Here is a 25,352-nt window from a genome sequence, read left to right as displayed (position 1 = left end):
CGGTGACAGGCCGAACGGCCCTTTCCCCTGCTCGGGCCGCCGACGGCGGTCAGTGGGCGGCCGGCACCACCGCGCGCCGGGTCAGGGCCCGCCGCACCTCGGTCCCGGTGAACACCAGGGCGCCGGTCGCCACGGCGGCCAGCAACAACAGGCCCACCGCGTAGGAGCCGTACGAGCCGTACAGCGAGCCCATCACCAGCGGCGGGACGAAGCCGCCCAGGCCGCCCGCGGCGCCGACGACGCCGGTGACCGAGCCGGTGCGGTTCTGCGGGGCGAGCAGGGCCACGAAGGCGAAGGTCGCACCGCTGCCCGCACCCAGCGCGGCCGCCATGGCGAGGAAGGCGACCGTGCCCATGGGAGCCAGCGCGGGTGTCGCGGACTGCATCAGGGCGCCGGTGGCGATCAGCGCCAGCGAGCCGGTCAGCACGCGCACCGGGCCGACGCGGTCCGACAGCCAGCCGCCGACCGGCCGCATCGCCACCGCGAGCAGCACGAACCCGGCCATGCGGTTCGCCGCGTCGGCCTGGGTGAGTCCGTAGCCGTTCTTGAGGTAGGTGGGCAGGTACACGGAGAAGGCGACGTAACCGCCGAAGGCCACCGCGTACAGCGCCGACGCCTGCCAGGTGATCCCGAGCCGCAGCGTGGCGGCCAGCCGGGTGCTCAGCGGCTCCGTCGGCACCGTACGGTCCGGGGCGTCCCGGAGCACCAGCGCCGCCACGACGGCGTACACGACCAGGACCGCGGCGGTGATCAGGAACGGGGTCTGGACGCTGTGTGCCTTGACCAGCTTGACCGTGCTCAGCGCACTGATCGCCGTACCGCCCATGCCCATGCCGAACAGGCCGATGGCGAGGCCCCGCCGCTCGGGCGGGAACCAGGCGTTCACGAACGGCACTCCGACGGCGAAGGCTGTTCCGCCGATGCCGAGGAAGAAGCCTCCGACCAACAGCGCGGTCAGAGAGGAGTGTCCGGCAAGTCCCAGGTACAGCACGGGAACGACGGTGGCCGCGGACACGAGCGGGAACATCACCCGGCCGCCGAACCGGTCCGTCAGCGCCCCCACCGGGATCCGGCCCAGTGAGCCGACCACGACCGGCACCGCCACCAGCAGCGACTGCTGGAAGGAGGAGAGCCCGAGTGAGTCCTTGAACCGCGGGCCGAGCGGGCTGATCAGCGCCCACGCCCAGAAGTTGACGGCGAATCCGACGGTGGCCAGGGCCAGCATCAGCCAGGCACGAGACGACACCGGAGGTGTCTGTTCCTGTCGCGGGTTCCTCGATGGCTGGCGCATGGCACAGGTCCCTTCTGCGGGTGGGTGACTGCCGCCAGACTTCTGGATCACCTCACTGGACGGCGTGGGCCGAAGGACCTCGACATACGGCCGGTCGGGACCCACCCGGGGCCGTTCGGCCCAGGGTGGGGCGGCCGGTGCCCCGCATAGCGTCCCGGTCCATGGAGAACCACAAGAGCGCGCGCCCCGCACAGCGCCGCGCCACAGAGGGCTGGCCACTCGCCGCCCGCCGGCTGCTGACGCGCCGTGAGGTGTCGGCCGACGGGCGGGCCGTGTTCGGCACGGGCGACCCGGCCTGGGAGGGCTTCTACCGGGACCGCTGGGCGCACGACAAGGTGGTGCGCTCCACGCACGGCGTCAACTGCACCGGTTCCTGCTCGTGGATGGTGTACGTCAAGGACGGCATCATCACCTGGGAGCACCAGGCCACGGACTATCCGTCGATCGGCGCGGACTGCCCCGAGTACGAGCCGCGGGGCTGCCCCCGCGGCGCCTCCTTCTCCTGGTACACCTACTCGCCCAGCCGCGTCCGCTACCCGTACGTGCGCGGCGAGTTGCTGAAGTTGTGGCGCGAGGCGCGCAAGCGGCTCGGTGACCCGGTGGCGGCGTGGGCCGAGATCACCGGTGATCCGGCGAAGGCCCGGGCGTACAAGCGGGCCCGCGGCAAGGGCGGCCTGGTGCGGGCGAGTTGGGACGAGGTCACCGAGCTGGTCGCCGCGGCCCATGTGCACACGATCAAGAGGTACGGTCCGGACCGCGTCGCCGGCTTCTCCCCGATCCCGGCGATGTCGATGGCCTCCTTCGCGGCCGGCGCCCGTTTCCTGTCGCTGATCGGCGCCACCCTGCTCTCCTTCTACGACTGGTACGCCGACCTGCCGATCGCCTCCCCGCAGGTCTTCGGCGACCAGACCGACGTGCCGGAGGCGGCGGACTGGTGGAACGCCGGCTACCTGGTGATGTGGGGTTCCAACATCCCCGTCACCCGTACCCCTGACGCTCACTTCCTCACCGAGACCCGCTACAACGGGACCAAGGTCGTCGCCGTCAGCCCCGACTACGCGGACAGCGTCAAGCACGCCGACGAGTGGCTGGCCCCGCACCCCGGCACGGACGGGGCGCTGGCGATGGCGATGGGGCACGTGATCCTGCGCGAGTTCCTGGTCGAACGTGAAGTGCCGTACTTCCAGCAGTACTTGAGGACGTACACGGACGCACCGTTCCTGGTGACGCTGCGCGAACACGCACAAGGACTGGTCCCCGACGGATTCCTCACCGCGGCCGATCTCGGCCGGGACGATGAGGAGCACGCCGAGTCCAAGACCGTCCTCCTGGACCGGGCCACCGGTGAACCGGTGGTCCCGGGCGGCTCGCTCGGCTTCCGGTGGGGGGAAGCCGGGCGAGGCCGCTGGAACCTCGAACTCGGTGACACGGTCCCCGAGTTGAGCCTGCTGGAGCGGGCAGAGGACATGGTCGAGATCGCCCTGCCCCGGTTCGACGAGGGCGCCACCGAGGGCGGCTCGACGATGGTCCGGGGCGTCCCGGTCCGCAGGATCGGCGGGCGCCTGGTCACCACGGTCTTCGACCTGATGCTGGCCCAGTACGGGGTGCACCGCCCGGGTCTGCCGGGCAGCTGGCCGACGTCGTACGAGGACGCCTCGCAGCCCTACACCCCGGCCTGGCAGGAGACCATCACCTCGGTCCCGGCCGAGCAGGCGGCCCGGATCGCCCGCGAGTTCGCACGCAACGCCGAGCGCACCCAGGGCCGTTCGATGATCGCGATGGGCGCCGGCACCAACCACTGGTTCCACTCCGACACCATCTACCGCGCCTTTCTCGCCCTGACGACGATGACCGGCTGCCAGGGCGTCAACGGCGGCGGCTGGGCCCACTACGTCGGCCAGGAGAAGATCCGCCCCCTCACCGGCCTCCAGCACCTGGCCTTCGCCTTCGACTGGCAGCGGCCCACGAGGCACATGGCGGGCACCTCCTACTGGTACCTGAATACCGACCAGTGGCGTTACGAGGCGTTCGGGCCCGACGAGTTGGCGTCGCCGCTGGGTGAGGGCCGCTTCAAGGGCAAGGCCTTCGCGGACACCCTCGCCCAGGCCGTCCGTCTCGGCTGGACGCCCGGCCATCCCGGCTTCAACCGCAACCCGCTGGACCTGGCGGACGAGGCCGCCGCCGAGGGCCGGCCGGTTGCCGGGCACATCGTCGACGAGCTGAAGGCCGGGCGGCTGAGGTTCGCCGCCGAGGACCCGGACGATCCGGCCAACTTCCCGCGCGTGCTCACCGTGTGGCGGGCCAACCTGCTCGGCTCCTCCGGCAAGGGCAACGAGTACTTCCTGCGGCACCTGCTGGGCACCGACGCGGCGGTCCGCTCCCAGGAGACGCCGCCCGAGGCCCGTCCCGAGGAGGTGGTGTGGCGGGAGGAGGCACCCGAGGGCAAGCTGGACCTGCTGGTCTGCATGGACTTCCGGATGACCTCCACCGGGCTGCTGGCCGACGTGGTGCTGCCGGCCGCGACCTGGTACGAGAAGGACGACCTGTCCAGCACGGACATGCACCCCTTCGTGCATGCCTTCACCCCGGCCATCGCTCCGCCCTGGCAGGCCCGCACCGACTACGACACGTTCCTGACGCTCGCCGACCGGTTCAGCGAGCTGGCCGGCGAACACCTGGGCACCCGCACCGACGTCCTCGCGGTGCCGCTGCTGCACGACACCCCCGACGAACTCGCCCAGCCCGGCGGCGTCGTCCGGGACTGGAAGGCCGGCGAGTGCGAACCGGTCCCCGGGCGGACCATGCCGAAGCTGGTCGTCATCGAGCGGGACTACGGCGCCGTGGCGGAGAAGATGCGTGCCGTCGGCCCGCTCCTCGACACGCTGGGCACCACCACCAAGGGCGTCACCGTCCACCCGAACCAGGAGCTGGACGACCTCCGGCACCGTAACGGCACCGTCCGTGACGGAGTGGCCGCCGGCCGCCCGTCCCTTGCCACCGCCACCCACATGTGCGAGGCGATCCTCGCCCTGTCCGGCACCACCAACGGGCGCCTGGCCACCGAGGGCTTCCGGGAACTGCAGGAACAGACCGGCAGCGAGGGGCTGGTGGAGCTCGCCGCCGAGCGCGAGGCCGAGCGGATCACCTTCGCCGACACCCGCACCCAGCCCCGCGCGGTGATCACCTCGTACGAGTGGTCCGGCTCCGAGACCGGCGGGCGCCGCTACTCGCCGTTCGTCATCAACACCGAGCACAAGAAGCCCTGGCACACCCTCACCGGCCGCCAGCACTTCTTCGTCCAGCACGACTGGATGACCGAACTCGGCGAACAACTCCCCGTCTACCGGCCGCCCTTGAACACGCCCCGGCACTACGGCGACGAGCAGCTGCACGACGGCAACGCCGAGGTGACGGTCCGTTACCTGACTCCGCACTCCAAGTGGTCCATCCACTCGAACTACCAGGACAACAAGTACATGCTCGACCTGTCCCGTGGCGGCCCGGTCATCTGGATGTCCACCGCCGACGCCGAGAAGATCGGCGTGACGGACAACGAGTGGATCGAGGCGTACAACCGCAACGGCGTCGTCGCCGCCCGCGCCGTGGTCACGCACCGCATGCCGGAGGGCACGGTGTACATGTACCACGCCCAGGACCGCACCGTGAACGTGCCGAAGACCGAGGTCAGCGGCAAACGGGGCGGCATCCACAACTCGCTGACCCGGCTGCTGCTCAAGCCCACCCATCTCGCGGGCGGCTACGCGCAGTTCACGTACGCCTTCAACTACTACGGCCCGACCGGCAACCAGCGCGACGAGGTCACCGTCATCCGCCGCCGCAGCCAGCAAGTGGAGTACTGACATGCGTGTGATGGCCCAGATCGCGATGGTGATGAACCTCGACAAGTGCATCGGCTGCCACACCTGCTCGGTCACCTGCAAGCAGACGTGGACCAACCGGCCCGGCGTCGAGTACGCCTGGTTCAACAACGTCGAGACCAAGCCCGGCGTCGGCTACCCGCGCCGCTACGAGGACCAGCAGCAGTGGAAGGGCGGCTGGATGCTCGACAAGCGCGGGCGTCTCGTCCTGCGCTCCGGCGGGAGGATCAAGCGGCTCCTGTCGATCTTCTCCAACCCCGACCTGCCGGCGATCGAGGACTACTACGAGCCGGTCACCTACGACTACGACAACCTGGTCAGCGCCCCGGCCGGCCAGGACATCCCGGTCGCCCGCCCCCGATCCGTCCTCACCGGCCGCCCGACGGCGATCACCTGGGGCGCCAACTGGGAGGACGGGCTCGGCGGCGCCCCCGAAAACGCCGGCGGCGACCCCAATCTGACCGGGGAATGGGCCGAGAAGGTGAAGTTCGAGTTCGAGCAGACCTTCCTCTTCCACCTGCCCCGCCTGTGCGAGCACTGCCTCAACCCCGCCTGCGTCTCCGCCTGCCCGTCCGGCGCCCTGTACAAGCGCGTCGAGGACGGCATCGTCCTGGTCGACCAGAACCGCTGCCGCGGCTGGCGGATGTGCGTGACGGCGTGCCCGTACAAGAAGGTGTACGTCAACCACGCCACCGGCAAGGCCGAGAAGTGCACCTTCTGCTTCCCGCGCATCGAGGCCGGCCAGCCCACCGTCTGCTCCGAGACCTGCGTCGGCCGGCTGCGCTACCTCGGGCTGCTGCTCTACGACGCCGACCGCGTCGGAGAGGCTGCCGCCACCCCCGACGAGCAGGACCTGCTGGACGCCCAGCGCGGAGTCTTCCTCGACCCGCACGACCCCGACGTGATCGAGGCTGCACGGGAGTCGGGCATCCCGGAGGACTGGCTGGAGGCGGCCCGCCGCTCCCCGGTGTACGACCTGGTCATGCGCTACAAGGTGGCCCTGCCGCTGCACCCGGAGTACCGGACGATGCCGATGGTCTGGTACGTCCCGCCGCTCTCCCCGGTCCTGGACGCCGTCACCGGCGCGGGCGGCAACCAGGACGACCCCGACCACGTCTTCGCCGCCGTCACCCGGCTGCGCATCCCGCTGGAGTACCTCGCGGAGCTGTTCACCGCGGGCGACACCGACGTGGTGGCCGGCGTCCTGATGAAACTCACCGCACTCCGCTCCCACATGCGCGCCCGCACGCTCGGCGAGGAGCCCGACGAGTCGGCGCTCACGGCGGTCGGCCTCACCGCACGCGAGGCCGAGGACCTGCACCGGCTGCTCGCCGTCGCCAAGTACCAGGACCGATACGTCGTCCCGGCCGCCCACAAGGAGGACGCGGCCGCGCTCAACGCGATGGACAGCCGCTGCCCCGTGGACTCCGCCGAACCGTCCGAACGCCGGGTCATGCTCGGCATCCCCACCCTGCGCCGCTCCACCGACGGAGGCCACGCATGACCCCGCTGCCCGCCACCATCCCGGCCATCGTCCGCACCCGCATCCGCGCGGCCGCCCGCCGCCACACCGTGCCGACCCCCGACGAGGCCGAACGTCGCGTCCTGCTGCTGCGGCTGCTCTCCCTGCTCCTGCAGTATCCGGACCCCGAACTGACCGGTGGCAGGCCCCGGTTGGCGGCCGCCGTGACCGCTCTGCCGCCGTCCCCGGCCGCCGCCGAACTCGCCGCCTTCATGGACTGGTTCACCGGCGAGGAGCCCGAGGCACTGGAGCGGCACTACGTCGAGATGTTCGACCTGCGCCGCAAGAGCAGCCTCTACCTCACCTACTACCTGCACGGCGACACCCGTCGCCGCGGCATGGCCCTGCTCACGCTCGCCCAGCGCTACAAGGCCGCCGGCTGGGACATCGACGGCGGCGAACTGCCCGACCACCTGCCGGTCGTGCTCGAGTTCGCCGCGCTGGCCGGCCCCGGCCGCGGCGAGGCGCCCCTGCGGCAGCACCGGCGCGGCCTGGAGCTCATCCATCAGGCCCTGACGGACGCCGACTCGCCCTACCGGCACCTCCTCGCCGCTCTGCGCACACTGCTGCCGCCGCCCACCGACGCGGACCTGGCCGCGGTGGCGCAACTGGCTGCCGAGGGCCCGCCCGCCGAGGACGTGGGCCTGGACCCGTACGGCAACGGCGAGTTCGCCCCGCCCGGCACCTTCACCCCGCCCGGGCAGGCCCCGCCCACCCGGGTCCCGGCCGCACGTCAGGACGACAGCCGATGAACGCCTCCGCCGCCGACCTGCTCCTGTGGGTCGCCTTTCCCTACGTCTGCCTCGCCGTGTTCGTGGTCGGGCACGTCTGGCGCTACCGCCAGGACCAGTTCGGCTGGACCACCCACACCAGCCAGCTCCTGGAACACCGCTGGCTGCGCTGGGGCAGCCCGCTGTTCCACCTGGGAGCCTTCGCGGTGATCGCCGGACACGTGGTCGGCCTCGCCGTGCCCGCCTCCTGGACCGAGGCCGCCGGCGTCTCCGAGCACGCCTACCACACCACGGCCGTCGCGCTGGGCTCCGTCGCGGGCGTCGCCATGGTCACCGGCCTGGGCATGCTCTGCGCCCGACGGCTGCTGACCCGCCGGATCCGGCTCACCACCGACCGCAGCGACAAACTGCTCTTCCCGCTGCTGGCCGCCACCGTCCTGCTCGGCATCGCCGCGACCGCCACGCACAACGTCTTCGGCGGCGGCTACGACTACCGGGAGACCGTCTCCCTCTGGTTCCGCGGCGTCTTCACCCTCCGGCCGAGGCCGGAGGCGATGACCGGCGTCCCGCTGCTCTTCCGGCTCCACGCCCTCACCGCCTGCCTGCTCTTCGCCGCCTGGCCGTTCACCCGGCTCGTGCACGTGTGGAGCGTGCCGGTCGGCTATCTGACCCGGCCGTATCTGGTGTACCGGCGACGGACCGAGGTGGTGCGGGGCGGCAGGCCCATACCCGAGGAGGTCCGGTGATCGTCGCGGTGGGGCACGGTGATCTGACCGACGCCACGTCGAAGCTCGTGGAGGTCGAACTGCGGGACCGCCTGGAACGCCTCGACGACGGCGTCGCAGGGCTGGTGCGGGCCGGGGCGGGACTGCCGGTGGCCTTCGGGCGGGCGGTGCGCGCGGCGGGCGGAAGGCTCGTGGTACTGCTTCCGACGCAGCACTCCGTGCCCGCGGTACTTCCCGGGCCGGACCGGGAGGGGGCGCGCGAACTGCTGCTGCTCGCCGAGGAGGTGCGGCTGGCGGCGTTCGACCCGGCCGACCGCGACGCCCGCATCGGTGCCGACGAGGGCCTCGTCCGTGCGAGCAGCGCCGTCCTCGCGGTGTGGGACGGCTCGCCCTCCGACGGCAGGGACGCCACCGCCCATCTGGTCGCCTACGCGCGCGCCCGCGGCATTCCGGTGGAGGTCGTCTGGCCCGAGGGGGCGGCCCGGACGGAGCGGCTCACAGCCGGAGCGTGAACCACGTCGTCTTGCCCTCGTCGGTGGGCCGTACGCCCCAGGTGTCGGCGAGGGCGCGTACCAGGATCAGGCCCCGCCCGGACTCCTCGTCCTCCGCGGCGAGGCGCGGCTGGGGCAGATGCGGGCTGCGGTCGCTGACCTCCACGGTGAGATCGGTGTCCGTGCGGTGCAGATGAAGGCCGACCGGACCCTCGGCGTGCTGCACCGCGTTGGTCAGCGTCTCCGAGAGCAGCAGCAGGGCGTCGTCGGCGCTCGGGGCGCAGTTCCACGAGGTGAGCGCCTTGTGGAGGAACGCCCGTCCCTCCGGCACGGATGACGGGACGGCCGGCAGGTCGATGCCGATCGCCGCCAGCGGCGCGGCCGGCAACTGGGCCAGGAGCAGCGTCACATCGTCGTCATGACTGTCCGCACCGGGCAGCAGGCTCGCCAGCACGTGGTCGGCCGCGGTCTCCAGAGCCGGCGTGCCGGCGAAGAACTCGTCCAGCACGACGGTGAGTTCGCCGACCCGCTCCTCGATGTCACTCCCCGGCGTCTCGATCAGGCCGTCGGTGTAGAGCACGAGGGTCGCGCCCGGCTGGATCGCCGTACAGGACTGTTCGTACAGGACGCCACCCACGCCCAGCGGTGCGTTGACGGGGGAGGGCAGACGGTGAACCCCGTCGTCCGTGCCCGCGACGAGGATCGGCAGATGTCCGGCCGAGCACACCGTCACCGTCCCGGCGTCCGGCGCGATGATGACGTAGCAGCAGGTGACGAGCTGGTCCGGCACGTCCAGGTCGGCCACGCAGATGTCCAGGGCCTGCATCAACTGGCGGGGCTGCATACCGGTCTTGGCGAGCGCGTGCGCCGCCGAGCGCAGCTGCCCCATGACGGCGGCGGCCTCCAGGCCACGGCCCATGACGTCACCGATCAGCACCCCCACCCGGTCCGCGCCCAGCGGGATCAGGTCGAACCAGTCGCCGCCCACACCCGCGCCCTGCGTGGCCGGCCGGTAGCGGCTCGCCGTGGCCAGGCCCGGCAGTGAGGGCGGGGTGCCCATCAGACTGCGCTGCAGGGTGAGGGCGATGTGCCGCTGCTGCTCGTACAGGGCGGTGAGTTCGGCCTCCGCCTTCTTGCGGTCGCTGATGTCCCGCACGATGGCGCACGCGCCCACCACGGTGCCGCCGGTGTCTCGGGTCGGCCACAGCGTGACGTCGACGTCCAGCAGGTCCGCGGTCTTGGTGACCCGCAGCGTCTCGAAGTGCTCGACCTTCTCGCCGCCCCGCAACCGCTCCAACAGGCAGCCGATGTCGTCCTGCAGGTCGGTCGGGGCGAGCAGGGACACGTGCCGGCCGATGGCCTCCTCGGCCGTGTAGCCGTAGAGCTCCTGCGCGGCCGCGTTCCAGTAGGTGATGTAGCCGTCGAGCGTCTTGGCGAGGATCGCGTCCTGCGAGGACTCGACCAGCGCGGCGAGTTCGTTGATGCGGGCCTCGGCGGCCTTGCGGTCGCTGACGTCCCGGACGGCGGCGGACACCAGCAGCCCGTCCGAGGTCTCCAGCGGGCTGAGACTGATCTCCACGGGGAACTCGGTGCCGTCCTTGCGCAGCCCGTGCAGATCGAATCCGGCGCCCATGGGGCGTACCTGACGGTTGGCGGCGTAACCGCCCCGGTGCAGGGTGTGCTGGCCCCGGAAGCGGTGCGGCATGAGCAACTCCACCTGACGGCCGAGCAGTTCCTCGCGGCCGTAGCCGAAGAGGGCCTCGGTCTGGGCGTTGACCAGCTTGATGACTCCGGTGTCGTCGACGATGACCATGGCGTCCGGCGCCGCCTCCAGCAACCCCCGGAACCGTTCTTCGGCACCTCCGGGCCCGCTCTCGCAGACCGCGGCCGCGCACCTGCACCGCTCCGGCCCTCCGACGGCGGCAGGCACCTGCCCCGTCTCGACGACGTCGGTCATCTCCGGCTCACCTCCACCCAGCGACGATCCGGACATCACACCGCCTCCGCCCCGCCGCCACACTGCGTTGTCGCTTACTGTCCGTACACTGGCCGATCCTGTCCGCTGTCGCGCTGCCGGATGGCCGGGCCGTGGCGGAAGTGCCCGCACGGCTCAGGCACTTGTGCCGTTCGGCCCATGTCCTGCGCGCGCCGGTGACCCAGCCTGAAGTCAGGGGGACCCCGCGCCCGAACCCGCCGGAGGACACCATGTACGGCACCCCGCGCACCGTGAGCGATGTGATGAGCCGCACCGTCGTCGCCCTGGCGAGCGGCGCACCGTTCAAGGACATCGTCAAGGCGATACGCCAGTGGCAGGTCGGCGCCCTGCCCGTGCTCGACGAGGACCGGCGGGTCGTCGGCGTCGTCTCCGCGGCCGACCTGCTGCCCAAGGAGGAGTTCCGGGACAGCTCCCCCGACCGGCACACCCGACTCACCCGTGCCACCGACCTCGCCAAGGCCGGCGCGCGCACGGCGGGCGAGCTGATGACAGCCCCCGCGCTCACCGTCCGGGCCGACGCCACGCTCGCGCAGGCGGCCCGCACCATGGCGCGGTACGGCGTCAAGCAGCTGCCGGTCGTCGACGAGTCCGGGGTGCTGCAGGGCATCGTCAGCCGCTCCGACCTGCTGCAGGTGTTTCTGCGCGAGGACGCGGACATCGCGCAGGAGGTCCGCCGCGAGATCGTCGCCCCGTTCTTCCCCGACCCGTTCGAGCCGATCGAGGTGCGGGTGCGCGACGGAGTCGTACGGCTCACCGGCCGGGTCCGGGACACCGCGTTCGTGCCGGTCGCCATCCGTCTGACGCGGGCCGTCGAGGGCGTCGTGGACGTCGACTGCAGGCTCGCCGGACCGCCCCGCCGCCCGGACCTCGACCCCGACCTGCCCGACGCCGCCGACGGCACCGGGGACCGGACGGACCCCCGACAGGCCCGCTCGGCCCGCTGATCGCCCCCGGACGGCCCCTCTTCCGCGGTCGCCGCACCTGCGACGTTTGCGGGACGAGGAACCAGGCCGTGCGGGACACGCGTGAAGGGACACCGACCGATGGCGACGACACGACGAACCCGAGTGAGGAATGTGCCGTTGTGGCGGTGGCGGCACAACCCGTTGAGGCGCCCCAGCGACCGTGTGGAGGCCTGGATCGTGCTCGCCGGCTGGATCCTCGCGCTGGCCGTGGGGTTGCTCGCGGGGATGGCCGTCGGCACACAGGTGCAGCACGGTCTGACCGCCCGGCGCGCGGAGGTCCGTCCCGTCCCGGCCGTGCTCATGGAGGACGCGGCCAGGATGCCGGTCGTGACGATGTACGGCAGCGACCATGAAACGGTGTGGGCCTCGGTGCGCTGGACCGGCGCCGACGGCAGTGCGCACACCGGCCGCACCCGGGTCGAGCCCGGTAGTGCGGCGGGCACACAGGTCACGGCGTGGACCGACGGCAGCGGAAAGCTGGTCGCGAGGCCCTCCTCCGTCACCGAGGCGGGCATCCAGACGGCGTTGGCGGCCGGGGTGGCCGGGCTGGGTGCCGGGGGAGTCGTGCTGGTCGGCGGACGGCTGGCACGTGCCCGTCTGGACCGGCGCCGCCTGGCGGAGTGGGCGGCGGAGTGGGAGCAGGTCGGCCCCAAGTGGAGGCGGCGGACGAGCGGCTGACAGGGTCCGTTCGGGCCGCGAGCGGGGCCGGACGGCTCACGCGGCGGCGGCCCGTGAAGCGGGACGCTGTGAGTGGGAGAACGAAGAGGAGGGTGACATGAGCGGCATGATCGAACGGCTGCCCGGCTGGCCCGCGTTCCCCGACCTGTTCGGCTGGGTCGAGGGCGGGCTCCCGGCGGCGCACACCGTTCCCGGGACGCACGGCATCCGTATCGAGGAGCGCCTGGAGGAAGGGACGTACGTGCTGCGGGCCGAGCTCCCGGGCATCGACCCCGCCAAGGACGTCGAGATCACCGTCACGGAAGGCCTGCTGACCCTGCGGGCGGAGCGCTCCGAGGAGACGACGGTCAAGCACCACACGGAGTTCCGTTACGGCACCTTCACCCGCTCCGTGCGGCTGCCGGCCGGCGCCGCGGGCGACGACGCCACGGCGGAGTACAAGGACGGCGTACTGACCATCAAGGTCCCGGTGCCGGAGAAGAAGGCGGGCACGAGGACCATCCCCGTGCGCCACGGCTGAGAGCAGGGCTCGCCGCGTCGCACCCCGTGTGCGCGACCGGGAACGCCCGGTCGCGCACACGTCCGTGCGGGCATGCGGGACAGCGGGAGCGACCCGTCACGGGCCACCCGGTCCCCGGACCGGGCCCTTCGGCCCATGCCAGGGCCCCCGGACCCCCGCACGCTGGAGGAACACGCAGTGGAGGGAGAGGAACCATGGCTGTCTCCACCCGCATCGCGGTCATCGCCGTCGGTGACCGGCTCCGGCACGACGACGGCATCGGCGCGGCGGTACTCGCCCGGCTGCGGGAGCGAGCCGCCGCACGCCCCCTGCCCCCGGGCACGACGCTCGCCGAGTGCGACGGCGAACCGGGACACCTCATGGGACTGTGGGAGGACGCGGAACTCGCCGTGGTGCTGGAGTCCGCGCATGTCCGCACCGGCCACCCCGGTCGCGTCCACCGGCTGGACCTGGACGCCGCCGAGCTGGGGCGCCCGGACGCCATGGAGCCGCACGGGCTCGGCGCGGCCGTCGAACTCGCCGGCGAACTGGACCGGTTGCCCGAACACCTGGTGGCGTACGCCGTCGAGGCGGACGACATCTCACAGGGGGGCGGGCTGTCCCCGCCCGTCGCCGGAACCGTCGCCCTCCTCACCGGCCGGGTCGAGGACGAGATCGTCCGGCACCGCACGGCGGCCACGCGCGACACCGCGCGACAGGGCGGGAAGGACCCATCCGCTTCTCGCGGATCCTGATTGCGCGGTGCGCGGCTCGAGACCGCTGCTCCGCGTCTTCGTCAGGTCCTTCCCGCCACATCCAGCACACCACGCCCGCCGGGCGGGCACCAGGGCCGACCGGCCCTCATGCGCGAAGGAGACCCACAGGCCATGACCACTGTGCCGATACGCCCCGACGAACGGCCGCGCGGCCGGCCCGCACTGCTGACCTTCCTGGGCGGCGTGGGGACGGTCACCGGCAGCAAGTTCCTGGTCGAGAGCGACCGTGCCCGAGTGCTCGTCGACTGCGGGCTCTTCCAGGGCGTCGCCGACCTGCGCCGGCGCAACTGGCGCGAACTGCCGTGCGACGCCACCGACATCGAGGCCGTCGTGGTCACCCACGCCCATCTCGACCACTGCGGGTATCTGCCCCGGCTGGTGCGCCACGGCTTCCGCGGGCGCATCGTGACCACGCAGTACACCGCACGCCTGATGGAGATCGTGCTGCGCGACAGCGCGAAACTGCAGCTGGAGACGGCCCGGCACGCCAACGAGCACGGCTGGTCCAAACACCGTGTCGCGCAGCCGTTGTACGACGACTCCGACGTGGACCGCACGATGAAGCTCGTGGAGGCCGTGCCGTACGACGCGCCCGTCGACATCGCCACAGGGACCCGGCTCGCCCTGTACCCCGCCGGTCACATCCTGGGGTCCGCCTGGGCCCGGCTCACCCTTGAAGACGGCCACACCCTCGCCGTCAGCGGCGACCTGGGCCGCCCCGGCCACCCGCTGCTGAGCCCCGCGGAACCCTTCTCCGGCGCGGACGTCCTGCTGGTGGAGTCGACCTACGGCAACCGGCGCCACGACGAGCGAGAAGGCCGGACCCACTTCGCCGACGTCATCACCCGCACCCTGGCCCGCGGCGGCACCGTCGTCATCCCGGCGTTCGCCCTCGACCGCACCGAGGTCGTCCTGCACGAGCTCGCGGAACTGCGCCGCGACGGCCGGCTTCCGGCCTCCGTACCGGTGTACGTCGACAGCCCGATGGCCCTGACCGCCCTCGACGTCTACCGGGACGCCCTCCTCACCCGCGCCCCCGGCCTGAGGCCGGACGTCACCGCCACCGGGACGGCGGCCCTGAGCCCCGAGCCGTTCCGGGCCGTGCGGTCGCTGGAGGAATCCCTGGAACTCGGCCGCAGGGGCGGACCGGCGGTCATCGTCTCGGCGTCCGGCATGGCCACCGGCGGACGTGTCCTGCACCATCTGCGGCGCCTGCTGCCCGACCCGCGCAACGCCGTCGTCGTGGTCGGCTTCGCCGCGCGGGGGACACGGGCCCGGGACCTCGTCGACGGAGCCACGGCGCTGAAGATGTTCGGCGAGTACGTCCCCGTGCGGGCCCAGGTCGCCGATGTGCCGCACTTCTCGGCCCACGCCGATGCCGCGCACATCGTGGAGTGGCTGCGCGGCGCGCCCGCCCCGCACGTCACCTATGTGGTCCACGGTGAGCAGGAGGCCGCCGAGGCGCTGCGCGACCGTATCGACCACGCTCTGGGCTGGACCGCCGTGGTGCCGCGTTCGGGCGAGCACGTGCTGGTCCGCTGAGGCCGGCCGCTCAGTAGGGCAGGCGTCGCCCGGAGGGCGTGCGCAGGTCCTGGGGCTCGGGCCGACGCGGTGTGCGGGGACGCCTGGTCTCCTGTATTCGCCTCATGGCCGTCGCCTCCCGTGTCGTCGTCCGCGTCGGCAGTCCCGGCGCCGCGTGTGACCCCCAGCGTCGTCCGCCACGCACCGCACGACCATGAGGCGACCCGCCCCGTGCGATGGGCCTTCCCGCACTCCCGGCCCCGGGGCCGACCGGCCCACACGGCCCCGGCATCCGGAGCCCGGGCACAAGGGCCGATCCAGACCCCTGTCCGGGCCGGAAGGCTCATGTGCCGCAGCCCGCAAGGGAGTTGGCTGTAAGTGAAGGAACACACCCGAACGACACCGACCCGAGAGGGGGGAGGACAGTGGGTACGACCCTGACAGCGGAGTTCTGGGAGCGGTTCGCCATCCTGCTGGTCGCGGCGATGGCCGTGACCTTCGTCCTCACCGCACTGTTCGACACGCTCGTCGTGCGGCTGACGAACCGCCGCGGGCACCGGCCGCCGATGCCGCCCGCGCGGGCCCCGCACCGGCCCCCGGCCGCGGACCACCGTACGCCCGTCCGCAGCTGAACCGGTGACGCGGCAGCAGCCGCCGTACGCCGACCGATGCGCCGCCGTGGATCCGCACCGTTCCACACCGCGGCGGCCCGCCGTCGCCGGACCCGGCCGTCCCGTCCGCGAGCGACACCGACCCGACTCGTCCGTACATGAACCTCGTCGGTACATGAATCTCGGCCGAACATGAACGCGACCGCGGTTCCCGAAGGAATCCCGCGGCCGCGGCTCACAGCTGCTCGCGCGTCACGCGGCACCGCTGCGAGGGAGCGCCTTCAGTACACCGGCCGGCGGGGCGACCACCCGATCCGGAGCCGGCACCATCACCACCGGCACCCGGGCGTGCCGCAGGCACTCGCGCCCCACCGCACCGAGCGAGGGCATGTCCCACTGACCCCCGGCCCTGCGTCCGAGCGCCAGCAGCACCGTGCCACGGGCCTGCCGCAGGAGCATCCGCGCGGGTGGTCCCTCGACCACAACGGCCCGCACACCGGGGCCGATCCGGGCACCGAACGCCTTGCGCACGGCCGATGCGAGAAGCTCGGCGGCCGCCTGGCGCTGCTCGTCCTGCGTCGGTCGGCCGGACGACGGAGCGTAGGGCGCGAACCGGGCGGTGGCCGGCTCCCAGGCGTGCACGGCGACGACGCCGGTGCCGAGGGCGCGGGCCTGCTCCCCGGCCCAGCGCAGTGCGGCCACGGACGCCTCGGACCCGTCGACGCCCACCACGATGCCGTCGGCGACGGCTCGTTCGTTCATGACTGCCTCCCCGGTCGACCTCTGGATCCACCGTGCCCCGGCCCGGAAGGCCGGGGCGTGGGTCGGACGGCCGTGTACCGGTGCCGAACGGTCCCTTCCGGACCGGGTGTCACGAGCCTGGATCACAGGTGGTGGTGACGGCGATCGTCGTGCTCGCCCGTGCCCATGTAGTGGCGCTCCTCGATGACCGTCCCCTTCTCACCCGGGCGCTTCACCATGCCCGCCGTGGACAGGAACATCAGGAGGCCGAGAACGCCTACCGTCATCAGCGCGAAGCCGACGATGAACTGGCTGTAGCCGAACACCATGCAGGCGCCCACGATGGCCGCGCCCACCAGGAAGAGCGGAAGAAACATGACTGCCTTCCTTCGGTCGCCCGTCTTCGGACGGACTCGATGCCGATGAGCCGGACCGGGACGCCGACGGCCTCCCCCGCGGCTCACCTCCAGCATCGGTGCCGTGGCGGCCGTATCCCAGGGGCTGAACGGGCACGGGCCGTGCCCAAATGGCCCCTCACCTGCGAGAATCCCCCGATGCAGAGGAGCTCGCCTGTCGCGCTCGCGCTCTCCCGCACCGCCCGTTCGGGCCGAACGTCCCCCTGCGCCGCCGCGGGCTCCTGCGGGGGCCTCGCGAGCGCGCCGTGCCCTCCACGGGCCTCGCCCGCCCGTCGCGGCGCACCCGCGCCGAAGGTGGCAGGCGAGGTGGTCCGCGAGGGCGCGGCGGACGCGCTCCTGCGCGCGGGCCACACGCCCCGTCACGGGCTGCCGCGGCCGCAGCGAGCCGGCGGGACTGCTGCCGGGTTCGGCCGGTCCGACCGTCGCGGCCCGCGCCCACTGCCCCGCCATCGTCGTGCGCGGCGACGTCGCCGACCCTTTACGGCGGCACCACACCGGCCCGGAGACCCGGTCCGGAGCCCTGTGGCTCGATCCGGTGCCGTTGCCGGAGCCTCGTCGTACGGCTTCGCCCCGCTCCGAGGCGTCGGCGATCGACGTGCGGCTGGCGGACCGGGCGGTGAGCCTGCGGCCGGAGGAGAGCGGTCGGCTGCCGCTGGTCGACTGACGGCCGGGACCGGGTCTGGGCCTGATGGGCCGGAGCGGAGACCTGATGGCCCATACCCCCGGTCGACCGGCTGGACGAGGCTTGTCTCGTGAAGCAGTCCGAGTGAGCGGGAAGGGATTGACATGTACTGGAACCACCATGACATGACGGGCTGGGACTGGTTCGCGACATCGGTCGGCATGGTCCTGATGTGGGCCCTGCTCATCGGCGTCGCCGTCCTGCTCTACCGCAGCCTCAACCGCACCTCCGAGCCCCGGGACACCACCGCTCGCCGCTCGCCGGAGCAGCTGCTCGCCGAACGGTTCGCCCGGGGCGAGGTGGACGAGGAGGAGTACCGCCGCCGACTGGCCGTGCTGCGCGGCGACGGCCCCACCCTCACCAAGCACTGACCGCGGCCGTCCTACCGCTTCCGATGGGAGGTGCGCCATGTCGGCACCACCACTCGACACCACGACGGTCACGGCCCTGGTGGCCGCCGCCACGGCCGCCCCGTCCCTGCACAACGCGCAGCCCTGGCGATTCCGTCATGTCTCCGGCAGCCGCACGCTCGAACTGCGGGCCGACCTCGACCGGGCGATGCCGAAGGCGGACCCCGACCTGCGCGGCCTGCACCTGGGCTGCGGTGCGGCCCTGTTCAACCTGCGCGTCGCGGTGGCCGACGGCGGACGGCACGCGGACGTCGACATGCTGCCCGACCCGGCCGACCCGCGGTTGCTGGCCATCGTCCGCGTCCTGGACGTCCACCGCGCCGACCGTGATCTGGCCCGTCTGTCCCCCGCGATCAGCCGCCGGCACACCAGTCGCCATCCGTTCGAGGACAGGGTGATCCCGGCCGTCGTGCGGGAGGCGCTGCGCGACGCGGCCGAACGGGAGGGCGCCCAGCTGGTGTTCCCCGACCGCTGGCACACCGAGTCACTGCTGGACCATGTCCGTGACGCCGAGGGGCGCGACAGCGCCGACGCCGCGTACCTGGAGGAGCTGAGGGCCTGGACCCGGGTCGGGGCGAAGGAGACGGAGGCGGCGAGGGACGGGATCCCCGACTACGCCTTCGGGCCCAGCAGGAGGGGAGGCCGGGCACCGGTGCGGGACTTCGCGGGCCGGCGACCTGTCCCCGGCCGCCCCACCGCCGTCTTCGAGACCGCCCCGAACCTCGCCCTGCTCGGCACCACCCAGGACCGTTCCGCCGACTGGCTACGAGCCGGAGAGGCGATGGAACGGGTCCTGCTGCTGGCCACCCTCCACGGACTGGCCACGTCCCTGACCTCGCACAGCCTCGAACGCCAGGACCTGCGCGAACTGGCCCGCGACCCGGCCTCGGCCATGGGGTTCGTCCAGATGGTGCTGCGCCTGGGATACGGCCCCGCGGGCGCCGCGAGTCCGCGACGGCCCGTGGAACAGGTCCTGGAGATCGTCTGACACGGAGCAGCACACCGTCCCGGTGATGAGCGGCGGCAGCCCACACTCCTGCCGCGGCCGGAACGGTACGGTGCTCCTCAACCCCGCGGGCCGGGGGCGGCGGTCAGGGAGCGAGCGCGAAGTAGTTCTCCTCCTCCTGGACGAAGTGCAGGCGCAGCACCGTGTGCAGCCCGTACAGGCAGGCGCGCAGGTCGTCGAGCTGGTCCGGCGGCAGGTCCGCGGCGGGGCCGGCGAGGGCGAGGTGGGTGGCGATGCGCCGGGAGAGCCGTTCGATCTCGGCGTGGGCGCGGCTCATCGTGGCGGTCGCCTCGGGGCTGCCGAGGGTGGGGGCGAGTGCCGGGTAGAGCTCGTGCTCCTCGGCGTACTCGTGCGGCAGCAGCCGCTCCGTCAGCATCCGGTGCGCGTCGCCCACCGCCTTCAGGGCTTGGGGACCGCTGCTGTCCGCGAGGCGGTCGGCGGCGCCGCGTACGGCTTCGAGGACGTCCTGCAGATCGTCGTGCTCGGCCGCGAAGCGGTGGATGAGGGCCTCGGTGGCGGGCGGGAGGGGCGGTCGTACGGTCCGGTCGACGCGCAGGGCACGCAGCGCGTTGAGGATCACCGCGACGTCGATGCCCTCCTGAAGCAGTGCGCCGGCGGCGGGCGGGAGCAGGCCCAGGGCGGCCGCGGCCATGGCGGCGAGGGACAGCAGCATGCCGCCGAGCGCGCTCTGCACGGCGATGCGCCGGGCGCGGGCGGCGAGGGCGACGGCGTCGGCCAGCCGGTCCACGCGGTCCGTGGTCAGGACGATGTCGGCAGCCTCGGAGGAGGCGGTGGAGCCCCGTGCGCCCATGGCGACGCCGATGTCCGCGGCGGCCAGCGCCGGCGCGTCGTTGACGCCGTCGCCCACCATCACCGTCACGGCGCGCTCGCACTCGGCGCGCACGGCGGCGACCTTGTCGGCCGGGCTGAGGTCGGCGCGCACGTCGTCGAGGCCGAGGACCGCGGCGACCTCGCGGGCGGGCTCGGGCCGGTCGCCGGTGAGCATCACCAGCCGCTCGATGCCCGCCGCGCGCAGCCGGCGCAGCGTCCTGGGGGCGTCGTGGCGCAACGGGTCGCGCAGCAGGACGGCGCCGACGGGAACCCCGTCGACACTGAGCCAGGCGACCGCCGCTCCGTCCAGCAGCGCGCGGTTGTCGACCGAGCGCGCCCAGGAGGCGGCCTGTTCGACGCCGGGGGCCGGACGCCCGACGGCCATCCGCCTGCCCTCGACGGTGCCGGTGGCGCCCCTGCCCGCTTCCTCGGACACCCCGGTCGGCACCGCCAGCGGCAGCCCGCGCTCGCGCGCGGCCCGGACGACGGCCCGGGCCAGGACGTGGGGGGAGTACTGGTCGAGCGAGGCGGCCAGCCGCAGTACTTCGGCGGGCTGCCATCCTGGCGCGGCGCTCACGGCGAGGACCCGCGGACGCCCGCCGGTGAGGGTGCCGGTCTTGTCGAGGAGCAGGGTGCGGGCCCGACCGAGCCCCTCCAGCGCGCCACCGTCCCGGATGACCACACCGAGCCGCGAGGCCCGCGACAGCCCGGAGACGATCGCCACCGGCGCCGCGAGCAGCAGCGGACACGGCGTCGCCACCACGAGGACCGCGACGGCCCGTACCGCGGAGCCGCTGACCAGCCAGGCCAGCCCGGCCACCGTCACGGTCAGCGGCAGGAACCAGGCCGCGTACCGGTCGGCCAGGCGGACCACGGGAGCGGACTCCGCCCCCGCCTCGCGGGCCAGCCGCACGATCTCCGCGTACGTGCTGTCCTGCTCGGTCGCCGAGGCCCGCAGCTCGAAGGCGTTCCCCGCGTTGACCACCCCGCTGCGCACCGGCTCGCCCGGCGGGCGCTCCACCGTCCCCGGCTCCCCGGTCAGCACCGACTCGTCGAGGACGGCCGGGCAGCCGACCACCTGGCCGTCGACGGGGACGACCTCGCCCGGGCCGACGACGAGCAGATCGCCGACGGCGACCTCGGCGAGCGGCACACTGCTCACCTCGGAGCCGGTGCGCAGACGAGCCGTGCGCGGCGCGTGTTCCAGGAGGGCGCGCAGATCGTGCGAGGCCCTGCGCTGGGCGGCGGCCTCCAGCGTGCGGCCGCTGGCGAGCATCAGCCCGATCAGCGCCCCGGCGAGGAACTCGCCGACCACCAGTGTGCCGGCGAGCGCCAGGACCGCGATCAGGTCCACACCCGTACGACCGTGTCGTAGCGCCTCCAGCACCCAGCCCATGGCGGGCACGAGCGCCACGACAGTGCCAAGAGCCCAGCACAGATCGGCCGGGCCCGGGCTGCCCGCCAGCCGGAACACCCCACCGGCCGCCAATGCGGCGGCCGTCACGACCAGAAGGGCCGACTCGGGCGTGACATGCCGCAGGAGCGCCGCGAGGAGGCGGCGCGGTGACTTCTTCGGAAGGAATCGGTCCATGGGAGCCTCGCTCGGACGTCCTGGAGCGTCTCAGTCGTACGGGACGACCGCGACGGGGCACGGCGCGTGGCAGCACGGCGCGCGCGACGGGCCCGAGCTTCCAGGTGAGGTGGCTCGGGCCGCGGCACCACGCGTATGGCCCCACTCCGTTTCTTCCAGCGTCTCCCACGGACCGTCGGCGCGGGAGGGCCGGACGGCCGGCGTTGGGACCCGTCCGGCCCTGGGGGAGGCCGGCCCGCCGGGTCACGCTGAAGACGTGGAGGCGAGTGCGGCCGCCCGTCAGGGCGCCGCCCCGCCGTACGACGCTGTCGCCGCGGCCCGCGCCGAGATCGCCACCCACGTCCGCGGACCGCAGGCGGAGAAGGGGAGTTGTGTGATGAACGGCCCCGTGGTCGTCGGAGTGGACGGTTCGCCGTCGAGCCTGGCCGCCGTGGAGACGGCGGCGCGGGAAGCCGCTCTGCGCGGCGTCGGCCTGCGCCTGGTGCACGCCTTCGGGTGGCCGTCGCTTCCGCTGCCGCCCGGCGGGACGGCGTGGGGCCCGAGCACGGCCCGGGTCCGCGAGTTGGCGGACCGGACGCTGACCAGGGCCGAGCGGCGGGCCCAGAGAGCCGCACCGCATGTGCGGATCGTCACCGACAGCGTGGTCGGCGAGCCGGTCATGGTGCTGGAGACCGAGTCGCGCACCGCATCCCTCCTCGTGGTCGGCAGTCGCGGACTGAGCCGGTTCGGCAGCCTGCTGCTCGGCTCCACCGCGGGCCATCTGGCCGCCCACGGCCGCTGTCCGCTGCTGGTGGTGCGCGGCAGGCCGGATCCGTCCGGCCCCGTGCTGCTCGCCGTCGACGGTTCCCCGGCGTCCCGCCCGGCCGTCGAGTTCGCCTTCGCCGAGGCGGAGTTGCGTGCTGCCCCCCTGGTGGCGCAGCACGTGTGGAACACGGCCACCGAGCGGGTGTACGACGGCCCCGCCGACCCGCCTTTCGTGACGTACGACGAGGACCGCCTGCGCGACGAGGAGGAGCGACTGCTGGCCGAGGCGGTCTCGGGACTTCAGGAGAAGTACCCGGACGTCGCCGTGGAGCGGCGCCTGGTCCGGGGCCATGTGCGCGGCGCGCTCGTCGAGGCGAGTGCCGAGGCGCAGCTCGCCGTGGTCGGGGCCCGGGGTCATGGCGGCTTCACGGGGCTGCTGCTGGGCTCCGTCGGTCAGGCCCTGCTGCATCACGCGCACTGCCCTGTCGCCGTGATCCACTCCGGGAGGGAGTGACCGTGGTCGGACACGCGACCACGGAGGACTTACACGCGACCGAGCCCTTCGAGGTGCCGGACGCCTACCGGCTGGCCCCCGCGGAGGTGGCGGACCGGCTCGGTGTCGACCCGGAGAAGGGACTGAGCGCGCAGGAGGCCGCCGGGCGCAGGGACGTCTGCGGGCCGAACCGGCTGGCCGAGCCCGCCCGGCGCCCGGAATGGCGGAGGTTCCTAGGCCAGTTCCGCAACTGGCTCTTCGGCATCCTGCTGGGCGCCGCCGTGGTTGCGGCGGCCATCGGCGACCTCGGGGACGCCGTGGTGATCACGGTCGTCGTGCAGATCAACGCCGTCCTCGGGTATCTGCAGGAACGACGCGCGGAACACAGCCTGGAGGCACTGCGCCGGATGCTGGTGCCCACCGCCCGGGTGCGCCGCGACGGCGTGGAAGGGGTGGTCGCGGCGGAGGCACTGGTCCCCGGTGACGTGGTCCTGCTGGAGGCCGGCGACCGCGTGCCGGCAGACGGCCGCCTCGGCGTCGCGGAGTCGGTGGAGGTGGCGGAAGCCGTCCTGACCGGCGAGTCCCAGCCCGTCGCCAAGGCCGTGACGGCGGTCGACCGGACGTACTCCGCGCCCGTCGCCGACCGCACCACCGCGCTGTTCATGAACACCGCGCTGACCCGGGGCCGCGCCGAGATGATCGTCACGGCGACCGGCATGCGCACCGAACTCGGCTCCGTCGCCGAGGCGTTGCGCACCGGCACCGAGCCGGCCACCCCGCTCCGGATCCAGCTGGACAGCCTCGGCAAGCGGCTCGCGCTGCTCAGCGGCGTCGCGGTCGCCCTGTACGCCCTGACCGCGCTGGTCCGCGGCGAGGCGCTGACGGACCTCGCCCTGCGCGCCGTCGCCCTGGCGGTCGCCGCGATCCCCGAGGGCCTGCCCGCCGTCCTGGCCCTGACCCTGGCCCTGGGCGTGTACCGCATGGCCCGGCACGGAGCCGTCGTCAAACGGCTCGCGTCGGTCGAGTCGCTGGGCGCGGCGACGGTCGTGTGCAGCGACAAGACCGGCACGCTCACTCTGAACGAGATGACCGTACGGGCCTTCTGGACGGCCGGCCGGCTCTACGAGGTGACGGGCGGGGGTTACGACACGGCGGGCGCCGTCGTCGTCCCCGGCACCCGCGAGCCCGCCGCCGACCTGCTCGAGGCGGTACTGCCGTTCGCCCTCTGCAACGACGCGCACCTGACCGACGAGGGCTTCGTCGGTGATCCCACGGAGGCCGCCCTGGTGGTCCTCGCGGCCAAGGCCGGCGTGGACGCCGACGGAGTGCGGGCCCTGCTGCCGCGTACGGGCGAGATGCCCTTCGACGCGGCCACCAAGTACATGGCCACCTGGCACACCGAACCGGACGGCCGCACCCGTGTCCACGTCAAGGGAGCGGTGGACGTCCTGCTGGACCTGTGCACCCACGTCCTCACCGAGACCGGTGTCCACCCGCTGGGCCACCTGCGCAGGGCCGAGATCCTCGCCGTGACCGCGCGGTTGGGCGGGGCCGGGCTGCGGGTCCTGGGCGCGGCCACCGCCGTGACACAGCCCGCCACGGGCCACCCGTTCGCCCTGCCCGGGCTGACGCTGATGTCGGTCGCGGGCATCGCCGACCCGCCACGCCCCCTGGCACGGGACGCGATGGAGCTGTGCCGCTCGGCAGGCGTCGCCGTCAAGATGATCACCGGCGACCACGCGGACACCGCGGCGGCTGTCGCCCGCGAGCTGGGCATCGGCGGCGAGGTCGTGATCGGAGCCGACCTCGACCGGATGACACCGGAGCAGCTCGCCGCCCGCGTCGACGACATCGGCGTCTTCGCGCGCGTCGCGCCCGAACACAAGGTGGCGATCGTGCGGGCGCTGTCGGCCCGGGGCCACATCGTCGCCATGACCGGCGACGGGGTCAACGACGCCGCCGCGCTGCACGCCGCGCACATCGGCGTCGCCATGGGAGTCACGGGCACGGACGTGGCCAAGGAGGCCGCCGACATGGTCCTCACCGACGACGACTTCTCCACCATCGTGCGGGCCGTGCGCGAGGGACGGGCCATCTATGACAACATCGTCAAGTTCGTCCGCTTCCAGCTGGCCACCAACATCGGTGCCGTCCTGGCCCTGCTGGGCGCCTCCCTGGCCGGACTGCCGGCCCCGCTGACGGCGGTCCAACTGCTGTGGATCAACATCATCATGGACGGTCCGCCCGCGATGGCGCTGGCCGTCGACCCGCCCCGCGACGACGTGATGCGGCACCCGCCGCGCGACCCGGGTGAGCGCATCCTGGACGCCCGCAGGCTCACCGCCATCGGCCGGGCCGGCGCGGTGATGGCCCTGGGCACGGTACTGCTCCTGGCCGCCGCCCGTCGGGCCTACGGCACGGACACCGCACTGACCATGGCGTTCACCGCGTTCGTGGTGTTCCAACTGTTCAACTCCCTGTGCGCCCGCGCGGACGACGGGCCGCTGCTGGGCCGCCACCAGCTCCGCAACCGGACGCTGTGGCTGTGCCTGGCGGGCATGCTCGCCGTGCAGATCGGCGCCGTCCACCTGGCCTGGGCCCGCACCGTCTTCGGCACGGTGCCGCTGACCGCGGCCCAATGGGGGCTCTGCCTGGGAACGGCGTCCACCGTGCTGCTCGCCGAACTCGCCGTGCGCGCCGCGCGCTCGGTCAGGTCGTCGCCGGAGCGCTGTCGATCTCGGTCAGTATGACGAA

General features: G+C 73.1%; 21 protein-coding genes. 16 read left to right on the top strand and 5 right to left on the bottom strand.

Annotation, left to right across the window (positions count from 1 at the left end):
- Positions 1–49: 49 nt before the first annotated feature.
- On the bottom strand, positions 50–1,291 hold the full coding sequence (locus ACWC09_RS00555) for a nitrate/nitrite transporter (RefSeq protein WP_450847044.1): 1,242 nt from the start codon (positions 1,289–1,291) through the stop codon (positions 50–52).
- A gap of 161 nt (positions 1,292–1,452) precedes the next feature.
- Between ACWC09_RS00555 and ACWC09_RS00550 the strand changes: the two genes are divergently transcribed.
- The 5 genes from ACWC09_RS00550 to ACWC09_RS00530 are packed head-to-tail and all read left to right on the top strand — an operon-like array spanning position 1,453 to position 8,659.
- Positions 1,453–5,151: a nitrate reductase subunit alpha gene (locus ACWC09_RS00550; protein ID WP_450847042.1), complete on the top strand. Its 3,699-nt coding sequence runs from the start codon at positions 1,453–1,455 to the stop codon at positions 5,149–5,151.
- A gap of 1 nt (position 5,152) precedes the next feature.
- The gene (narH, locus tag ACWC09_RS00545) at positions 5,153–6,673 is read left to right on the top strand and encodes a nitrate reductase subunit beta (protein WP_450847040.1); all 1,521 of its coding nucleotides are present in this window, start codon (positions 5,153–5,155) and stop codon (positions 6,671–6,673) included.
- Positions 6,670–7,443 (top strand): nitrate reductase molybdenum cofactor assembly chaperone, encoded by a 774-nt coding sequence (gene narJ / locus ACWC09_RS00540; RefSeq protein WP_450847038.1) that lies wholly within the window; start codon positions 6,670–6,672, stop codon positions 7,441–7,443. Before narH ends, narJ begins: the two co-directional genes overlap by 4 nt.
- Positions 7,440–8,168, top strand: coding sequence for a respiratory nitrate reductase subunit gamma (gene narI / locus ACWC09_RS00535; protein WP_450847036.1), 729 nt, complete (start codon positions 7,440–7,442; stop codon positions 8,166–8,168). Before narJ ends, narI begins: the two co-directional genes overlap by 4 nt.
- Complete coding sequence (locus tag ACWC09_RS00530; protein WP_450847034.1) at positions 8,165–8,659, top strand: hypothetical protein; 495 nt, start codon at positions 8,165–8,167, stop codon at positions 8,657–8,659. Before narI ends, ACWC09_RS00530 begins: the two co-directional genes overlap by 4 nt.
- Here the strand turns inward: ACWC09_RS00530 and ACWC09_RS00525 are convergent.
- Positions 8,643–10,595 (bottom strand): PAS domain S-box protein, encoded by a 1,953-nt coding sequence (locus ACWC09_RS00525; protein ID WP_450847032.1) that lies wholly within the window; start codon positions 10,593–10,595, stop codon positions 8,643–8,645. The two genes, ACWC09_RS00530 and ACWC09_RS00525, sit on opposite strands and share 17 nt — an antisense overlap.
- 248 nt (positions 10,596–10,843) lie before the next feature.
- On the opposite strand from ACWC09_RS00525, the gene ACWC09_RS00520 reads away from it, so the two are divergent.
- The 6 genes from ACWC09_RS00520 to ACWC09_RS00495 all read left to right on the top strand — a co-directional run bounded on the left by ACWC09_RS00520 (position 10,844) and on the right by ACWC09_RS00495 (position 15,705).
- Positions 10,844–11,578, top strand: a complete 735-nt coding sequence (locus tag ACWC09_RS00520) for a CBS domain-containing protein (protein ID WP_450847030.1) — start codon at positions 10,844–10,846, stop codon at positions 11,576–11,578.
- A gap of 99 nt (positions 11,579–11,677) precedes the next feature.
- The gene (locus tag ACWC09_RS00515) at positions 11,678–12,277 is read left to right on the top strand and encodes an Rv1733c family protein (RefSeq protein ID WP_450847028.1); all 600 of its coding nucleotides are present in this window, start codon (positions 11,678–11,680) and stop codon (positions 12,275–12,277) included.
- Positions 12,278–12,374: 97 nt separating this feature from the next.
- Positions 12,375–12,797 carry an Hsp20/alpha crystallin family protein gene (locus tag ACWC09_RS00510; RefSeq protein WP_450847026.1) on the top strand — a complete coding sequence of 141 codons (423 nt, stop codon included), beginning with the start codon at positions 12,375–12,377 and terminating at the stop codon, positions 12,795–12,797.
- A 194-nt stretch (positions 12,798–12,991) separates the two neighbouring features.
- On the top strand, positions 12,992–13,531 hold the full coding sequence (locus ACWC09_RS00505; RefSeq protein WP_450847025.1) for a hydrogenase maturation protease: 540 nt from the start codon (positions 12,992–12,994) through the stop codon (positions 13,529–13,531).
- A gap of 132 nt (positions 13,532–13,663) precedes the next feature.
- Positions 13,664–15,094, top strand: coding sequence for an MBL fold metallo-hydrolase RNA specificity domain-containing protein (locus ACWC09_RS00500; protein WP_450847023.1), 1,431 nt, complete (start codon positions 13,664–13,666; stop codon positions 15,092–15,094).
- Between the two features lie 404 nt (positions 15,095–15,498).
- Complete coding sequence (locus tag ACWC09_RS00495; protein WP_450847022.1) at positions 15,499–15,705, top strand: hypothetical protein; 207 nt, start codon at positions 15,499–15,501, stop codon at positions 15,703–15,705.
- A gap of 231 nt (positions 15,706–15,936) precedes the next feature.
- On the opposite strand, the gene ACWC09_RS00490 is transcribed toward ACWC09_RS00495, so the two are convergent.
- Positions 15,937–16,446: a universal stress protein gene (locus tag ACWC09_RS00490; RefSeq protein ID WP_450847020.1), complete on the bottom strand. Its 510-nt coding sequence runs from the start codon at positions 16,444–16,446 to the stop codon at positions 15,937–15,939.
- 122 nt (positions 16,447–16,568) lie between these two features.
- A complete protein-coding gene (locus tag ACWC09_RS00485; RefSeq protein WP_450847018.1) occupies positions 16,569–16,802 on the bottom strand; it encodes a hypothetical protein in 234 nt (77 codons plus the stop codon).
- Between the two features lie 493 nt (positions 16,803–17,295).
- Between ACWC09_RS00485 and ACWC09_RS00480 the strand changes: the two genes are divergently transcribed.
- The 3 genes from ACWC09_RS00480 (at position 17,296) to ACWC09_RS00470 (ending at position 18,921) form a co-directional block, all read left to right on the top strand.
- Entirely contained in the window at positions 17,296–17,505 is a 210-nt protein-coding gene (locus ACWC09_RS00480) for a hypothetical protein (RefSeq protein WP_450847016.1), read from the top strand.
- Positions 17,506–17,627: 122 nt separating this feature from the next.
- Entirely contained in the window at positions 17,628–17,894 is a 267-nt protein-coding gene (locus ACWC09_RS00475) for an SHOCT domain-containing protein (RefSeq protein WP_450847014.1), read from the top strand.
- A gap of 37 nt (positions 17,895–17,931) precedes the next feature.
- Entirely contained in the window at positions 17,932–18,921 is a 990-nt protein-coding gene (locus tag ACWC09_RS00470) for an Acg family FMN-binding oxidoreductase (protein ID WP_450847012.1), read from the top strand.
- 103 nt (positions 18,922–19,024) lie between these two features.
- Here the strand turns inward: ACWC09_RS00470 and ACWC09_RS00465 are convergent, their stop codons facing one another.
- A complete protein-coding gene (locus ACWC09_RS00465) occupies positions 19,025–21,361 on the bottom strand; it encodes a heavy metal translocating P-type ATPase (protein WP_450847010.1) in 2,337 nt (778 codons plus the stop codon).
- 376 nt (positions 21,362–21,737) lie between these two features.
- Between ACWC09_RS00465 and ACWC09_RS00460 the strand changes: the two genes are divergently transcribed.
- Together ACWC09_RS00460 and ACWC09_RS00455 are read left to right on the top strand one after the other, a co-directional pair.
- Complete coding sequence (locus ACWC09_RS00460; protein ID WP_450847438.1) at positions 21,738–22,619, top strand: universal stress protein; 882 nt, start codon at positions 21,738–21,740, stop codon at positions 22,617–22,619.
- Between the two features lie 2 nt (positions 22,620–22,621).
- A complete protein-coding gene (locus ACWC09_RS00455) occupies positions 22,622–25,348 on the top strand; it encodes a cation-translocating P-type ATPase (protein WP_450847008.1) in 2,727 nt (908 codons plus the stop codon).
- The last annotated feature ends 4 nt before the right edge of the window (positions 25,349–25,352 follow it).

The sequence above is a fragment of the Streptomyces sp. NPDC001617 genome, assembly GCF_053596855.1.
The sequence above is the reverse complement of the archived record's forward strand: the minus strand, read 5'-3'. Positions and strand labels throughout refer to the sequence as shown.

What these genes read in the sequence shown, in the direction of transcription:
- ACWC09_RS00555 (WP_450847044.1), bottom strand. Translation starts at nt 1,291, where the DNA reads ATGCGCCAGCCATCGAGGAACCCGCGACAGGAACAGACACCTCCGGTG.
- ACWC09_RS00550 (WP_450847042.1), top strand. Translation starts at nt 1,453, where the DNA reads ATGGAGAACCACAAGAGCGCGCGCCCCGCACAGCGCCGCGCCACAGAG.
- narH (WP_450847040.1), top strand. Translation starts at nt 5,153, where the DNA reads ATGCGTGTGATGGCCCAGATCGCGATGGTGATGAACCTCGACAAGTGC.
- narJ (WP_450847038.1), top strand. Translation starts at nt 6,670, where the DNA reads ATGACCCCGCTGCCCGCCACCATCCCGGCCATCGTCCGCACCCGCATC.
- narI (WP_450847036.1), top strand. Translation starts at nt 7,440, where the DNA reads ATGAACGCCTCCGCCGCCGACCTGCTCCTGTGGGTCGCCTTTCCCTAC.
- ACWC09_RS00525 (WP_450847032.1), bottom strand. Translation starts at nt 10,595, where the DNA reads ATGACCGACGTCGTCGAGACGGGGCAGGTGCCTGCCGCCGTCGGAGGG.
- ACWC09_RS00520 (WP_450847030.1), top strand. Translation starts at nt 10,844, where the DNA reads ATGTACGGCACCCCGCGCACCGTGAGCGATGTGATGAGCCGCACCGTC.
- ACWC09_RS00515 (WP_450847028.1), top strand. Translation starts at nt 11,678, where the DNA reads ATGGCGACGACACGACGAACCCGAGTGAGGAATGTGCCGTTGTGGCGG.
- ACWC09_RS00510 (WP_450847026.1), top strand. Translation starts at nt 12,375, where the DNA reads ATGAGCGGCATGATCGAACGGCTGCCCGGCTGGCCCGCGTTCCCCGAC.
- ACWC09_RS00505 (WP_450847025.1), top strand. Translation starts at nt 12,992, where the DNA reads ATGGCTGTCTCCACCCGCATCGCGGTCATCGCCGTCGGTGACCGGCTC.
- ACWC09_RS00500 (WP_450847023.1), top strand. Translation starts at nt 13,664, where the DNA reads ATGACCACTGTGCCGATACGCCCCGACGAACGGCCGCGCGGCCGGCCC.
- ACWC09_RS00490 (WP_450847020.1), bottom strand. Translation starts at nt 16,446, where the DNA reads ATGAACGAACGAGCCGTCGCCGACGGCATCGTGGTGGGCGTCGACGGG.
- ACWC09_RS00485 (WP_450847018.1), bottom strand. Translation starts at nt 16,802, where the DNA reads ATGTTTCTTCCGCTCTTCCTGGTGGGCGCGGCCATCGTGGGCGCCTGC.
- ACWC09_RS00475 (WP_450847014.1), top strand. Translation starts at nt 17,628, where the DNA reads ATGTACTGGAACCACCATGACATGACGGGCTGGGACTGGTTCGCGACA.
- ACWC09_RS00470 (WP_450847012.1), top strand. Translation starts at nt 17,932, where the DNA reads ATGTCGGCACCACCACTCGACACCACGACGGTCACGGCCCTGGTGGCC.
- ACWC09_RS00465 (WP_450847010.1), bottom strand. Translation starts at nt 21,361, where the DNA reads ATGGACCGATTCCTTCCGAAGAAGTCACCGCGCCGCCTCCTCGCGGCG.
- ACWC09_RS00460 (WP_450847438.1), top strand. Translation starts at nt 21,738, where the DNA reads ATGAACGGCCCCGTGGTCGTCGGAGTGGACGGTTCGCCGTCGAGCCTG.